This window comes from Arthrobacter sp. P1_D12 (assembly GCF_056406175.1).
Genome location: NZ_JBFUAR010000015.1, coordinates 122,583 through 136,473 on the forward strand (window position 1 = coordinate 122,583; position 13,891 = coordinate 136,473).

The 13,891-nt window shown below is 67.6% G+C and carries 12 protein-coding genes; 6 read left to right on the forward strand and 6 right to left on the reverse strand.

Features of this window, described 5'->3' with window-relative positions; genetic code table 11:
* Window positions 1-49 precede the first annotated feature (49 nt).
* The 4 genes from AC1DZV_RS13060 to AC1DZV_RS13075 form a co-directional block, all read right to left on the reverse strand.
* Window positions 50-676 (reverse strand): rhomboid family intramembrane serine protease, encoded by a 627-nt coding sequence (locus AC1DZV_RS13060; protein ID WP_028277368.1) that lies wholly within the window; start codon window positions 674-676, stop codon window positions 50-52.
* A 5-nt stretch (window positions 677-681) separates the two neighbouring features.
* Window positions 682-1,920 (reverse strand): threonine ammonia-lyase, encoded by a 1,239-nt coding sequence (gene ilvA / locus AC1DZV_RS13065; protein ID WP_028277367.1) that lies wholly within the window; start codon window positions 1,918-1,920, stop codon window positions 682-684.
* Window positions 1,921-1,941: 21 nt separating this feature from the next.
* The gene (locus tag AC1DZV_RS13070) at window positions 1,942-3,255 is read right to left on the reverse strand and encodes an AI-2E family transporter (protein WP_476953862.1); all 1,314 of its coding nucleotides are present in this window, start codon (window positions 3,253-3,255) and stop codon (window positions 1,942-1,944) included.
* Window positions 3,256-3,439: 184 nt separating this feature from the next.
* A complete protein-coding gene (locus tag AC1DZV_RS13075) occupies window positions 3,440-4,417 on the reverse strand; it encodes an aldose 1-epimerase family protein (protein ID WP_476953863.1) in 978 nt (325 codons plus the stop codon).
* 90 nt (window positions 4,418-4,507) lie between these two features.
* Between AC1DZV_RS13075 and galK the strand changes: the two genes are divergently transcribed.
* The gene (galK, locus tag AC1DZV_RS13080) at window positions 4,508-5,668 is read left to right on the forward strand and encodes a galactokinase (protein ID WP_476953864.1); all 1,161 of its coding nucleotides are present in this window, start codon (window positions 4,508-4,510) and stop codon (window positions 5,666-5,668) included.
* A 20-nt stretch (window positions 5,669-5,688) separates the two neighbouring features.
* Complete coding sequence (locus tag AC1DZV_RS13085) at window positions 5,689-6,927, forward strand: acetyl-CoA C-acetyltransferase (protein ID WP_476953865.1); 1,239 nt, start codon at window positions 5,689-5,691, stop codon at window positions 6,925-6,927.
* 91 nt (window positions 6,928-7,018) lie between these two features.
* Here AC1DZV_RS13085 and AC1DZV_RS13090 read toward each other — a convergent pair whose 3' ends face one another.
* Together AC1DZV_RS13090 and AC1DZV_RS13095 are read right to left on the reverse strand one after the other, a co-directional pair.
* Window positions 7,019-7,936: a Bax inhibitor-1/YccA family protein gene (locus tag AC1DZV_RS13090; RefSeq protein ID WP_476953866.1), complete on the reverse strand. Its 918-nt coding sequence runs from the start codon at window positions 7,934-7,936 to the stop codon at window positions 7,019-7,021.
* Between the two features lie 149 nt (window positions 7,937-8,085).
* Window positions 8,086-9,051, reverse strand: coding sequence for a hypothetical protein (locus AC1DZV_RS13095; RefSeq protein WP_476953867.1), 966 nt, complete (start codon window positions 9,049-9,051; stop codon window positions 8,086-8,088).
* A gap of 529 nt (window positions 9,052-9,580) precedes the next feature.
* Between AC1DZV_RS13095 and AC1DZV_RS13100 the strand changes: the two genes are divergently transcribed.
* From AC1DZV_RS13100 to AC1DZV_RS13115, 4 genes are read left to right on the forward strand one after another with little or no spacing between them, the layout of a single operon-like run.
* Window positions 9,581-10,843, forward strand: a complete 1,263-nt coding sequence (locus AC1DZV_RS13100) for a branched-chain amino acid ABC transporter permease (RefSeq protein WP_476950392.1) — start codon at window positions 9,581-9,583, stop codon at window positions 10,841-10,843.
* 9 nt (window positions 10,844-10,852) lie between these two features.
* A complete protein-coding gene (locus AC1DZV_RS13105) occupies window positions 10,853-11,821 on the forward strand; it encodes a branched-chain amino acid ABC transporter permease (RefSeq protein ID WP_476950391.1) in 969 nt (322 codons plus the stop codon).
* Window positions 11,818-12,912: an ABC transporter ATP-binding protein gene (locus AC1DZV_RS13110; RefSeq protein WP_476950390.1), complete on the forward strand. Its 1,095-nt coding sequence runs from the start codon at window positions 11,818-11,820 to the stop codon at window positions 12,910-12,912. Before AC1DZV_RS13105 ends, AC1DZV_RS13110 begins: the two co-directional genes overlap by 4 nt.
* Window positions 12,909-13,682 (forward strand): ABC transporter ATP-binding protein, encoded by a 774-nt coding sequence (locus AC1DZV_RS13115; RefSeq protein ID WP_476849103.1) that lies wholly within the window; start codon window positions 12,909-12,911, stop codon window positions 13,680-13,682. The genes AC1DZV_RS13110 and AC1DZV_RS13115 overlap by 4 nt, the downstream gene beginning before the upstream one ends.
* Window positions 13,683-13,891 lie beyond the last annotated feature (209 nt).

Consider the following 13,891-nt stretch of genomic DNA (forward strand, 5'->3'; position numbering starts at 1 on the left):
GGCCGGCCGGTTTGGCCGGACTCCCCGGAGGTGTCCTCTACCCGGGTAGTCAGCGTCCCGCGGGCAGCGCCCCGGGTCGCCTGGTGCTCAGCAGCAGCGCGGCTGTGATGCCGCCGATAGCCCCACCCAGGTGGGCCTGCCACGAGACGAAACTGGCCACGGTGGGCAGGATTCCGAACAGGATACCGCCGTAGGCCATGAACAACACCACGGACAGGGCGATCTGCCACCAGTTCCGGTTGATGAAGCCGCGGACCAGGAGGAACGCGAAGAGCCCGAACACCAGCCCGGAGGCGCCCACGGTGACGCTGGCGCCGCCGATGAGCCACACCACGAGCCCGGATGCCAGCCAGCTGGCGGCCAGTGCGGTGATGAACACCCGGTGCCCGGAGAGGAACACGAGGAAGCCGAAGATGATCAACGGGAGCGTGTTGGACATCAGGTGGGCCAGGCTGGAGTGCAGCAGCGGAAAGGTCAGGATGTCCAGGATCCCGTCCAGGCTGCGCGGCCGCAGCCCGAAAGTGCGGTTCAGGGAGTGGAACAGTGCGGTGTTGAGGATCTCGATCAGGTAGAGCAGCACCACGAAGGAGCCGACCACCAGCAGTCCCCGGCGGGCCCGCACCGCGGTGCTCTCCCCCTCCCGCGGCTCCCCGCCCCCAAACGAGTCCATCACCATGGCCCCTAGTGCACCACGATCGGCTGGAAACCCTCGGCGCGCAGCGCCGCCAGGACCTGGCTGCAGTGCTCGTGGCCCTTGGTTTCCAGGTTGACGGTGATGGAGACGTCGCCCATGCTGATGGAGCCGCCCACCCGGGTGTGGTCCAGGCCCGTGACGTTGGCGTCGTTCTCGGCGATGATGCGGGCGATCGTGGCCAGCGAGCCCGGACGGTCGTCCAGCATCATCCGCACGGTCATGTACCGGCCGGCGGCGGAGAGGCCGCGCTGGATGACCTTGAGCATCAGCATGGGGTCGATGTTGCCGCCGGAGAGGACCACCGCAACGGTTCCAGGATTTTCGATCTTGCCTTCCATGAGCGCCGCGACGCCGACGGCCCCGGCAGGTTCCACCACCATCTTGGCGCGCTCCAGCAGGAAGATCAGCGCCCGGGCCAGGGCGTCCTCGCTGACGGTGACGACGTCGTCGACGAGCTCGCGGATGATGCTGAACGGCAGCTGGCCCGGCCGGCCGACGGCGATGCCGTCGGCCATGGTGGAGACCTTTTTGAGCGGGACGAGGGCGTCGGCTGCGAGCGAGGGTGGATAGGCGGCGGCGTTTTCAGCCTGGACGCCGATGATGCGGATCTCGCGGCCGAGTTCTTTGGCGCGCGCCTTCACCGCGACGGCAACGCCCGCGAGGAGTCCGCCGCCACCGACACCCATCAGGATGGTGTCGACGTCGGGGACCTGTTCAAGGATCTCCAGCCCGACCGTCCCCTGGCCGGCGACGACGTCTACGTCATCGAAGGGGTGGACAAAGACGGCACCGCTTTCGTCGGCGTAGCGCTTGGCTTCCGCCAGCGCCTCGTCCACGTTGTGGCCGTGCAGCACCACCTCGGCGCCGTGGCTGCGGGTGGCGGCGAGCTTGGGCAATGCGACGCCGAGCGGCATGTAGATCCGGGCCTTGATGCCCAGGCTCTTGGCTGCGACAGCCACGCCCTGGGCGTGGTTTCCGGCAGAGGCCGCCACGACGCCGCGCTTCTTTTCGGCGTCGGAGAGCTTGGCCATCCGCACGTAGGCGCCGCGGACCTTGAAGGAGCCGGCGCGCTGCAGGTTTTCGCACTTGAGGAAGACCTCGCCGCCGACCGTGCTGCCGAGGGCCCGCGATGATTCCACGGGCGTCCGCGTAATAATCCCGTCGAGCAGCTTCTGCGCCTCCAGGACATCGTCCAGCGTGACGGGCAGGCTCTCAAGGGTATTCACGAACTGTTCTCCTTCTTTGGATCAGGCGTCGGTGCCCCGTCCGGCATCGCTGCCCGGAGCACCGCTGTTGGGTGCGGCGCCCTCGCCGCCGGGGTTTGCGCCCGGCAGGTGGACGTCTGTGAAGGTGGTGTCTGCGCCGGGTTCGGGGGCAGAACCGCCCCCGGCTCCCGCGGTTGCCAACACTTCATCATGTTCCCACGTTCTGCCCGCAATGTAGCGAATCGACGAGTTTGCTACGGCAAGGATCGGAACGGAGAACAAGGCGCCGGGGATCCCGGCGAGGTAGGAGCCGGCCGCGACGGACAGGATCACGGCGACGGGGTGGAGGGAGACGGCCTTGCCCATGACGAGGGGCTGCAGGATGTGGCTTTCGAGCTGCTGGACGCCGAGCACGATCGCCAGCATGATGAGGGCGTTGACGGGCCCGTTGGCGACCAGCGCCAGCAGCACGGCGATCGCGCCGGTGAACAGCGCGCCGACCACCGGGATGAACGAGCCGAGGAAGACCAGCACGCCCAGCGGCAGCGCGAGCGGCACGCCGATGATGGCGGCGCCGACGCCGATTCCCACGGCGTCCACGAAGGCGACGAACATTTGGATGCGTGCGTAGCTGACCATGGATGTCCAGCCGCGCCGGCCCGCGCCGKCCGTGGCCCGGCGCGCCTTCCGGGGCATGAGCCTGACGAGGAAGGCCCAGATCCTGTCGCCTTCGAGCAGGAAGAAGATCAGGATGAACAGCGCCAGGACCAGGCCGGCGGCGAAGTGCCCGGCGGTGCTCCCGAACGTCAGAGCCCCGCTGAGGATGCTGCTGCTGTTGTTCTGCAGGGCAGCAGTGGCGTCCTCGATGTACTTGTCGATCTGGGCGGCCGTTAGGTGCAGCGGGCCTTCCGACAGCCAGGTCTGTACCTGCTGCACGCCCGTGAGCGCCTGGGACCACAGTTCGCCGAAGCCCTGCATGAGCTGGCGCCCGACCAGGGTCAGGGCACCGACGATGAGGCCGATGAAGCCGAGCACCGTGATGGCGACGGCGAGCCCCTTGGGCACGCGCCGGTTGGCCATCCAGCGCACTGCGGGGCTGAGGAGCCCCGAGAGGAGGGCGGCCACCATCACGGGGATGATGAGGAAGCTGACGTGGCTGAGCAGCCAGACCAGCAGCCCGATCACGAGCAGGATCAGCCCGCCGCGCCACGCCCAGGCGGCGGCGATCCGCACGCCGTAGGGAATGTCCTGGTCGATCTCCCGGTCGGTCCGTACCCGGGCCCCGGCACGTGCGCCGGTCCCGGCCGCGGAATAGGAGGGGCTTGTGGCAGGTGCGGCGTCCTCAGCTGGCGTCATAGCCCCATGATTCCGTAGGCGACGCCCAATAGGAAACCAGAAACCAGCAGCCAGCAACCGGCACGGGGCGACGGCCCCGGGCGACGGCCGAGGCGCCGGCCCGGAGGCCGTTCCCGGGGTCAGCCCGCCGGGTCGGCCTGCGGGGTCGGCCTGCGGGGTCGGCCTGCGGGGTCAGCCCATAGCGTCAGCCGGCAGCGGCCGCCAGCGAGGCGGAGATGCCCCAGGTCATGGAGAACTGCTCCCCCGGCGCGAGCCAGCGCAGGCCCTCGCCGCTGTTGAACGCGTTGGCGGGACCGGTCATCGGCTCGATCGCTACCGCCTTCGACCGGCCCGGAAATTCCGTCGTCACGAAGACATGGACATACCCGCAACCCGCGTCCTGCCACAGGCTCACCGTCCGCCCGTCGGGTGAGCGCAGCGTGTGCCGGGCGACGCCGCCGTCGAACTCCAGGTCCGTGTAGGCCGAATCGAGGTCCAGGGTCCCCACCGGCCGCCCGCCGCGCAGATCGAAGTCGCCGCTGACCGGTTCACTGCTGCGCGGGATGAGGCGGCCGTCGGCGACCAGCCTGGTCCGGGCGTCCACACTCACGGTGAGGTCCTCGCTGGGCACGTCGCCCAGCCGCAGGTACGGGTGGGCGCCGAGCACGAACGGCGCGCGGTCCTGGGAGTCGTTGATCAGGGTTTGGCGCACCACCAGCCCCAGGTCCTCGGCCAGTTCGTAGCGGACCCGGTGCCGCAGAAGAAACGGGTAGCCGTGCTGCGGAAAAACCGCCGCCTCCAGGGTTACGGAGAACTCGTCCTCGTCCACGAGATCGTAGGAGGAGTTCCGCAGCAAACCGTGGCTGGCGTTATTGCGGGAGACCTCGGTGATGTCCAGCTGCAGCTTCTTGCCGTTGAGGTGCCAGACGCCGTCCTCCACCCGGTTGGCCCAGGGTGCCAGCGTGATTCCGGTGGCACCGGGCGCAATGTCGGCATCCCCGTAGGTTTCCGTCAGGGCGGTGTCTCCGCGGCTGTAGAGCCGCAGGCCGGCGGCGAGTTCGGTGACGACTGCCAGGGCGTCGCCGCGCCGGAGCTCGTACTGCCGGCCGGACGCGTACCTGCGCATCGTGTCATTGGCGGCGGATACAGTGCCGGATGCCGGGGGTGTCGCTGAGAGATCCATGGTGACCACCGTACAGCCCGCACCACACAAACAACCCCGCGAACCCGTATACCTTGGACCCATGAATTCCAGCAGCGCAGGAGCCAGGCCATGAATCCACCCCTGGACGGCCGCGGGCTCGCCGCCCGGTTTGAGACGGTCTTCGGCGCCCGGCCCGACGGCGTGTGGCAGGCACCGGGGCGGGTCAACCTCATCGGCGAGCACACCGATTACAACGAGGGCTTCGTCCTGCCGTTCGCCATCGACCGGGCGGCCCGGGTTGCCGTCCGGGTCCGGCCGGATTCCACGGTGCGGATGCTCTCCACGTTCGGCAACCAGGGGCTGACCACCGCGGAGACCGGCTCGCTGGCCCGCGCCAGCGCCAGGGGCTGGACAAAGTACCCGCTCGGGGTCATCTGGGCCCTGCAGCAACGGGGACTTCAGGTTCCCGGCGTGGACCTGCTCCTGGATTCCGAGGTTCCGCGAGGGGCCGGCCTGTCGTCCTCCCACGCCATCGAATGCGCCGTGATTTCGGCGCTGAACGGGCTCATGGACGCCGGCCTCTCCGTGCAGGACATGGTCCTGGCCACCCAGCGGGCGGAGAATGACTTCGTCGGCGCGCCGACCGGCATCATGGACCAGTCCGCCTCGCTCCGGGCCACGGCCGGCCACGCCGTCTTCCTCGACTGCCGGGACCAGAGTGTCCGGCTGGTGCCGTTCGACGCCGATGCCGCGGGACTGGTGCTGCTGGTTATCGACACCCGGGTTTCCCATTCCCACGCCGACGGCGGCTATGCGGCCCGCCGGGAGTCGTGCGAACTCGCCGCCGAGGTCCTTGGCGTGCGGGCGCTGCGCGACGTCGGGCTCGAGGACCTCGAGGAGGCCAGCGGGCTTCTGGACCAGGAGACCTTCCGCCGGCTCCGGCACGTGGTCACCGAGAACCAGCGCGTGCTGCAGACGGTGGAGCTGCTGGACACCCGGGGCCCGGCCGCCATCGGCCCCCTGCTCGACGCGTCCCATGCCTCGATGCGCGATGACTTCGAGATCTCCTGCGCGGAGCTGGACCTTGCCGTGGACACGGCGCGGTCGGCCGGCGCGGTCGGCGCCCGCATGACCGGCGGCGGCTTCGGCGGCTCCGCGATCGCCCTGACCCCGGCGGGATCGGCGCAACAGGTGCGCTCCGCCGTCGAACGTGCCTTCGCCCGGGCCGGGTATGCCGCGCCGGAGATCTTCAGCGTCAGCCCCGCGGCCGGAGCCATGCGGCTGGCCTAGGCGGGGCGTAGTCTGGGCGCATGCCAGAAGCTGTCATCGTTTCTACTGCCCGGAGCCCGATCGGCCGCGCGTTCAAAGGTTCCCTGAGACACGAACGGCCGGACGATCTCGCCGCGGCCATGATCACGGCGGCCCTCGCCGGGATTCCTGCGTTCGACGCCGCCGCCGGGCCCGGCCACGGCCTGGACGACATCTATCTGGGGTGCGCCGAGCCGAGCGGCGAGGCCGGCACCAACATGGCGCGTGTGGTCAGCATCCTGGCCGGGCTGGACAACGTTCCGGCCGCCACCATCAACCGTTTTTGTGCCTCCAGCCTGCAGACGCTCCGGATGGCCTTCCACGCCATCAAGGCCGGCGAAGGCCAGGCGTTCGTGGCCGCCGGGGTTGAGGCGGTGTCCCGCTACCGGGACTGGGCCGGTGCCGGCGAGACCGACGCCAGCACGCACAATCCGCGCTTTGAGGCGTCCCGGAAACGCACCGAGGCCCGCGCGGCCGCCAACACGCCGTGGACCGACCCGCGGCTGGGCGGCCGGATGCCGGACGTGTACATCGCCATGGGCCAGACGGCGGAGAACGTCGCCACAAGCTACGGCATCACCCGTGAAGAGCAGGACGCCTGGGCGGTGCTCAGCCAGAACCGGGCCGAGGCGGCCATCGCTTCCGGGTTCTACGCCCGCGAAATCACGCCGTATACCCGCGCCGACGGCTCGGTGGTGGACCGCGACGATTCACCGCGTCCCGGTGTGACAGCAGAGGCGGTCGGCGCCCTGCAGCCGGTTTTCCGCAGCAACGGCACCGTGACGGCCGGGAACGCGTGCCCGCTCAACGACGGGGCCGCCGCCGTCGTGGTCATGAGTGATTCTCGCGCCCGCGAACTGGGCCTCGAGCCGCTTGCCCGGATCGTCTCCACCGGTGTCAGCGCCCTGTCCCCGGAGTTGATGGGGATGGGGCCGGTGGAAGCGACGCGCCGGGCGCTCACGATCGCCGGGCTGACCATCGGGGACATCGACCTTGTGGAGCTCAACGAGGCCTTCGCGGTCCAGGTGGTGGCCAGCGCCCGGGAGCTCGGCATCGATCCGAAGATGCTCAATGTCCACGGCGGCGCCATTGCCCTCGGCCACCCCTTCGGGATGACCGGCGCACGCATGACCACCACGCTGATCAACGGGCTTCGCGCCCGCGACGCCTCTTTGGGACTGGCCACGCTGTGCGTGGGCGGCGGCCAGGGCATGGCGGTTGTGTTCGAGCGGCTCAGCTGACGGCTTCCTGCTGAGCCGCATACGCGAGAGGAGCCCCGCCATCGGGCGGGGCTCCTCGCGGGAAATCAGGGTCGTTCAGGAACGACGCCGGTCAGTCGTCGCCGCGCAGGATGGCCAGGAGCCGGATGATCTCGACGTAGAGCCAGACCAGCGTGACCGTGAGGCCGAAGGCTGCGGTCCAGGAGAAGCGCTGCGGGGCTCCGGCGCTGATGGCCGCCTCGATGGACGTGAAGTCCATGATCAGGGAGAAGGCGGCCAGGCCGATCGCCAGGAAGCCGATGAAGACGCCGAGCGGGATACCCATGATCTCCACGCTGGTGCTCAGGCCAAACGGCGTGGTCACGGCCCCGGTCATCATCATGACGACGTTGACGAGCGCAAACACCGCATAGCCGATCAGGGCGATCATGAAGAACCGCATGAGCTTGGGCGTCGCCCGGACCTTGCCGCTCTTGAACAGCACGAGCGTCACGGCGAAGACGGACAGCGTCCCGACGACGGCCTGGATGCCGACTCCCGGGAACAGGTTGTCAAGGATGCGGGTCAGGCCGCCGAGGAAGAACCCTTCGAGCAGGGCGTAGGCCAGGATCAGTCCGGGTGACGGCTGCTTCTTGAAGGTGTTGACCATTGCGAGGGCGAAGCCGCCGAGGGCTCCGAGGATCATCAGCATGGATCCGGTGCCCTGCGGGACGGCGAGCGCCACTGCGGCGCCGACTACCAGGATGCCGAGGCACCCGGCGGTCTTGACGATGACGTCGTCGTACGTCATCCGGCCAATGTCAGCCGGCCCGGCCGCCGGGCGGTTGTACAGGTCCTGGAGCTGTTCCTGGGACATGCCCTGCTGGGCCGAATTCCACCCGCCCTGGCCCGGGGCCTGACCGTAAGCGGTCTGGCCATACGGGTTCTGGCCGTACGGGTTCTGACCGTACGGGGCCTGCGGGGCAGGCGGTGCCTGGGTGGCTTCGCGGAAATTCTTTCCGCTGAAGATCGGGTTTCCGCCATGTGCCATTGCGGGTGTCCTCCAAAATAAGGGGGTGGGTGATGTTCCGGTGCGATGCGGACTAGACGAAATGGGATTTTATATAGTCACGCTACCAATTCCCACGGCTGACAGGGAGGGATAGTTCCCCCCGGGGACCGCCGCAACCGAACCGTGATCTAGGTCAGCGGGTTTTTCAGGCCTACCATGTCCGCGGACGCCGGCCTCCCGGTGCGGCTCGCGAGAGTGCGGCTCGCGAGAGTGCGGCTCGTGACAGCGCGGCTCGTGACAGCACCGGCCGCCAGCAGGCCGGACTGTCCGTCACCGTGGAAATCGTCGAACCGCTGCGACGGGGCACCCTTCGGCTCGGGGAGCGGGCCGGGAACCGGCGCCGGCGTTCCCGTGCCGCTGTTGACAATGACGTCGTCGATATAGATGTCGGCCATTTGCTGATCGTGTTCGGAGCCAAGCTGGAGCGTGTCGAGCGTCGTCGCGGAAATACTGACAGTGCCGGCGTAGACCGAACGCCCGTCCCACCAGATTTGGACGTTGGTCCCGGGGCCGTTGGGGACCACGTGCATGACCAGCCGGTGCCAGGAGTCAGTCGGGACGTCCCGCCGCAAGGTGGTGTAGGCGAACCCTGCGGGTGACGAAGTACGGAGCACGAGTTCATGGGAAATGTTCTGCCGGAAAACATCCAGGACGCGGACTCCGCCGGCAAAGAACCGGAAGTAGGGAACATTGTTTCCCGCCATCCCTTCGGCGGCGATGTTGAACCAGCCGTCCGCAAATGCCTCCGTGGCCCCGGGGGTCAGGCCCACCGTCAGCCTGGCGATGGAGCCCGGCACCGCGGTGGTGTGCAGGAGGGCGGCACAGTTCCCGGAGTGCGAGAGCCCGGTGGACACCGAGGCGTTCCCCGTCCCGGCCGCGGAAATGCCGAAGCCGTCCAGGGTGCCTGCCTCGAAGCTGGATGCCGCCGCCTGGATCCCCGGATAGGGGTCCCTGAGTGCCTCCGTGGAGGGAACGCAGGCCTGCGCCCCGGCGGTTTCGGGGCCCAGGCTGAGCGCCGGGAGGCCCAGGATCGCCAGTACAAGCGAACCCGCGAGGCACAGCTTAACCACCCGGTTCATCAGTCGGCCCTCCACGATCGGCCCCTGCCATCGGCGCCGGCCGGATTCCGGGACGAACGGACTCGGGTTCCGGCGCTCTTCGCACCATAATGCTGGCGGGCTTGGAAAAAGCTTGGGGGTGCCGGTTCCGCGGGCCGGAGCGGACGTGGCCGGCCGCCCGCGCCTGCCCCGGGCGGCCCGGCGAATTGGGGGCCGGGCCGGCCACTGTTTAGGCATACTCGGAATCAACAAAAGTTTTCTTTAGCTGGGCTACACCAAGGTGTCGGCGGCGCTACACGGTTGTTACCCGATCGCGACGTTCTCCCTGCTCGCAGCGGCATTCTTTGGGTCGCCCGGGCTGTAGCATAGGCCACACAGGGTGACGGACATCACAACACATGATCGTAGTGCCAGACGCTCGTCCCCTGACCGTTCGCAACGGTTGCAAAGGCGCAACCCACAGCACCCCCATGTGGAGGTTTTCAATTTGAGAAGCACAACGAGCGGCCTGTCGCAGAGACGGCGCGGCAGACTACTGAGGTCTGTGGGGGCAGTATTCGCCGCCATGGCTGCGCTACTACTCATCGTGGCCCCGGCGTCCAGCGCTACGACCCCCTCGCCGACACCATCCCCGTCGGCCACCCAGTTCACGAACAGCATCAGCGGCTTCCTGCGCGGCGACGACCGCGCACCGATCCCCGGGGTGACCATCACCGCCACGAGCGGGGATTTCACGGGAACCACGAAATCGGGAGCCAACGGCGCCTGGACCATCGGCGTCCCCACCCAGGGAACCTACGAGGTCAAACTCGATGAGTCCACGCTTCCGCAGGGCATCAAACTGGCCGAGGGCCAGGAGAACCCCCGCAACGTCACCTTCAGCCAGACCTCAAACCTCTCCGTCATCTTCACGTTTGGCAAGGGCATTGTCGTGGAGCAGCAGAACTTCATGCAAAACCTGCTCAACCGGCTGGTGGCAGGCCTGAGCTTCGGCCTGTTGCTCGCCCTCGCGTCCGTGGGCCTGTCGCTGATCTTTGGCACCACCGGCCTGACCAACTTCGCCCACGGAGAAATGGTCACCCTCGGCGCGGTACTGGTGTTCGCCTTCAACCAGATGCACCTGCCGTTCTGGCTGGCCGTCCTCCTGGCCGTCATCGGCGGCGGATTGTTCGGCTACGTCCAGGACGCGGGCCTGTGGAAACCCCTGCGGCGCCGCGGAACGGGGCTTGTTCCGATGATGATCGTCAGCATCGGCCTGGCCCTGTCCGTGCGCTACATCATCCAGTTCTACTTCGGCGGCGCCACCCAGCAACTGCCGTTCGCCCAGAGCGTGGAAATCCTGATCGGCCCGATCTCCATCTCGCCCAACAACCTCTTGTCCCTCCTCGTCAGCGCCGTCGTGATCGCCGCCCTCGGCGTCGTCCTGCTCAAGACCCGCCTCGGCAAGGCCACCCGTGCGGTGGCCGACAACCCGGCGCTGGCCGCGGCCTCCGGCATCGACGTCGACTCCGTCATCCGAATCGTTTGGGTGGTCGGCGGCATGCTCGCCGCCCTCGGCGGCATCCTCTGGGCCTACTACCGTCCCGGCGTCACCTTCGACATGGGCTCGCAGATCCTGCTGCTCATCTTCGCCAGCGTCACCCTCGGCGGCCTCGGCACAGTCTGGGGCGCCCTGGTCGGTTCCATCATCGTCGGCATCTTCGTTGAGCTGACCACCGTGTTCGGCCTCGCAGCCGACCTCAAATACGTGGGAGCGTTGTTCATCATGATTGTTGTCCTCTTGTTCCGCCCTCAGGGCATTCTGGGCCGCAAAGAGCGCGTGGGTTAGGAGACAGCCATGGACTTCGGATTCATTTTCTCCAGCGCCGCCGGCGAACTGTTCAGCCCGACGACAGCTGCCTACGCGCTGGCCACACTCGGCCTCGCCGTTCACTTCGGCTACACCGGCCTGCTCAACTTTGGCCAGGCCGGCTTCATGGCAGTGGGAGCCTACGGCTTCGCCATCTCCACCCTGACGTTCCATGTGCCGTTCTTCGTCGGACTGCTCATCGCCGTCGTCGCCTCCGCCATCTTCGCCCTGCTGCTGGGCATCCCGACGCTGCGGCTGCGGGCGGACTACCTGGCCATCGTGACCATCGCGGCGGCCGAAATCGTGCGCTACATCGTCACGACCAACCAGCTGACCGCCATCACCGGCTCGGCCAACGGCCTGGCCGCCTTCGAGGGCGATTTCTACGCCATGAACCCCTTCCCGCCGGGGACGTACGTTGGCATGAACAACCGCGACTTCTTCATCCGGGTGGTCGCCTGGGCAGTTGTGGCCCTCTTCTGCACCCTGGTCTGGCTGCTGATGCGAAGCCCCTGGGGCCGGGTACTCAAGGGCATCCGCGAGGACGAGAACGCCGTCCGCTCGCTCGGCAAGAACGTGTACGCCTACAAGATGCAGTCCCTGATCATCGGCGGCGCGCTCGGTGCCCTGGCAGGCATGATCTTCACGATTCCCCGCGGTGCGGTGCAGCCTGCCAACTACGGCACGGAACTGACGTTCTTCCTCTACACCTGCCTGCTGCTCGGCGGGCTCGGCACTGTGCTCGGCCCGGTGGTCGGCGCGATGATCTTCTGGGTGGTGCTCTCGCTCACCCAGGGCATCCTCTACGGCCTGATCGAGTCCGGCACCATCACGTGGCTGAACACGGTCCAGGCCGGGCAGCTGCGTTACATCCTGGTCGGCGTGGCGCTCATGCTGCTGATGATCTTCAGGCCCCAGGGCGTTCTCGGCAATAAGAAGGAGCTGGCATTCGCATGAGCATTCCAAGCGAAGAGTCACGGGACGAACCCCGCACATCGGAAGAGATCGACTACATGACGGACAACCGTCCGATCGCCGCCGGCGAGATCGCGCCCGGTTGCAAGAAGCGTGATCCGATCGTGGTGGCAGAAAACGTCACCCGCACCTTCGGCGGCATCAACGCCGTCGACGTCCAGTACCTCGAGATCCCGCGGCACAAGATCACCGCACTGATCGGCCCCAACGGCGCCGGCAAGACCACCTTGTTCAACCTGCTGACGGGATTCGATACCCCGAACTCGGGTACATGGCAGTTCGAGGGCAACAACATCGCCGGCGTCTCCTCGTACAAGGTTGCCCGGATGGGGATGGTGCGCACGTTCCAGCTCACCAAGGTCATGGGCAAGCTCACCGTCATGGAGAACATGCGCCTCGGCGCCTCCAGCCAGTCCGGCGAACGCCTGTCCAAGGCTTTGTTCAAGGGCATCTGGGGCGGCCAGGAAAAGAAGATCACCCAGGAAGCCAACGTGCTGCTGGAGAAGTTCAAACTGGACGCCAAGAGGGACGACTACGCGGCGTCGCTGTCCGGCGGGCAGCGGAAGCTGCTGGAAATGGCCCGCTCCCTCATGGTGCGGCCCAAGCTGGTCATGCTCGACGAGCCGATGGCCGGCGTCAACCCTGCGCTGACGCAGTCGCTGCTGGACCACATCAAGAACCTCAAGGCCGAGGGCATGACCGTCTTGTTCGTCGAGCACGACATGAACATGGTCCGCCATATCGCCGACTGGGTGGTGGTGATGGCAGAGGGCAAGATCGTGGCCGAAGGGCCTCCCGCCGAAGTCATGAAGAACCCCGCCGTGATCGACGCCTACCTCGGCGCCCACCACGACGTCGATCTCGGCGACGCCGAGGGCATCAAGGAACTGGCCGCGGAGCTGGTCGCCGACGAGGAATCGATTGTCGGCACTGAAAACGCCGGCATCATCTCCGCCGACGTCCTCACCACCGAGGCGGAGGAGGCGGCGAACGGGACGACGCGCGGCCGCCGCAGCGCCGGAGAGCCGAACCGCGCCGAAGAGCCAAACCGCACAGAGAAGGACAAAGAATGAGCGCCACCAGCGCGGCACCGGCCGCCCAGCCCGCCTTCGATGGCGACTCGGTCGTGAAGGTCACCGATCTGGTGGCTGGTTACATCCCCGGCGTCAATATCCTCAACGGCTGCAGCATCGAGGCCCGCAAGGGTGAGCTGATCGGCATCATCGGCCCCAACGGCGCCGGCAAGTCCACGCTGCTGAAGGCCATGTTTGGCCTGGTCAAGGTCCACTCCGGCTCGGTGGTGGTCCGCGGGCAGGACATCACCGGGCTCAAGGCCAACAAATTGGTCAGCAAGGGCGTCGGCTTCGTTCCGCAGAACAACAACGTGTTCGCCGCCCTGACCATCGAGGAAAACATGCAGATGGGCATGTTCCAGCGGCCCAAGGACTTCGCCCAACGGTTCGACTTTGTCTCCGAACTGTTCCCGGAGCTCGCCAAACGGCGCGCCCAGCGTGCCGGCTCGCTCTCCGGCGGCGAACGCCAGATGGTCGCCATGGGACGGGCCCTCATGATGGACCCGGCCGTTCTGCTGCTCGATGAGCCCTCCGCGGGCCTCTCCCCTGTCAAGCAGGATGAGACCTTCCTCCGGGTCCACGAGATCAACCGGGCCGGCGTCTCCGTCATCATGGTGGAACAAAACGCGCGCCGCTGCCTGCAGATCTGCGACCGCGCCTACGTGCTGGACCAGGGCAAGGACGCGTACACCGGTACTGGCCGGGAGCTCATGAAGGATCCCAAGGTCATCCAGCTCTATCTGGGGACACTCGCAGACACTGTCGAATAGCGCTCCGGGCAGTATCTCCCCGCAAGGGCCGTCACCAGCCGGTGGCGGCCCTTCTGCGTGCCCGGCGGCGGGCTACAACATTCCGTGGCCCCACGGCATCTCCAGTCACCTCCGGTCGCCTCTGCTGCCGCTTGCTCGGCGCCTGCGCTCGTCCCTCCCCGGCGGCCCCCTCCCCTCGCTAGCTCGGGCAGGGATCCCTGCCGCCGTGG

Coding starts and splice junctions, on each gene's coding strand:
- AC1DZV_RS13105 (WP_476950391.1), top strand. CDS start 10,853: ATGGACTTCGGATTCATTTTCTCCAGCGCCGCCGGCGAACTGTTCAGC.
- AC1DZV_RS13090 (WP_476953866.1), bottom strand. CDS start 7,936: ATGGCACATGGCGGAAACCCGATCTTCAGCGGAAAGAATTTCCGCGAA.
- AC1DZV_RS13075 (WP_476953863.1), bottom strand. CDS start 4,417: ATGGATCTCTCAGCGACACCCCCGGCATCCGGCACTGTATCCGCCGCC.
- galK (WP_476953864.1), top strand. CDS start 4,508: ATGAATCCACCCCTGGACGGCCGCGGGCTCGCCGCCCGGTTTGAGACG.
- AC1DZV_RS13100 (WP_476950392.1), top strand. CDS start 9,581: ATGGCTGCGCTACTACTCATCGTGGCCCCGGCGTCCAGCGCTACGACC.
- AC1DZV_RS13085 (WP_476953865.1), top strand. CDS start 5,689: ATGCCAGAAGCTGTCATCGTTTCTACTGCCCGGAGCCCGATCGGCCGC.
- AC1DZV_RS13060 (WP_028277368.1), bottom strand. CDS start 676: ATGGTGATGGACTCGTTTGGGGGCGGGGAGCCGCGGGAGGGGGAGAGC.
- AC1DZV_RS13110 (WP_476950390.1), top strand. CDS start 11,818: ATGAGCATTCCAAGCGAAGAGTCACGGGACGAACCCCGCACATCGGAA.
- AC1DZV_RS13115 (WP_476849103.1), top strand. CDS start 12,909: ATGAGCGCCACCAGCGCGGCACCGGCCGCCCAGCCCGCCTTCGATGGC.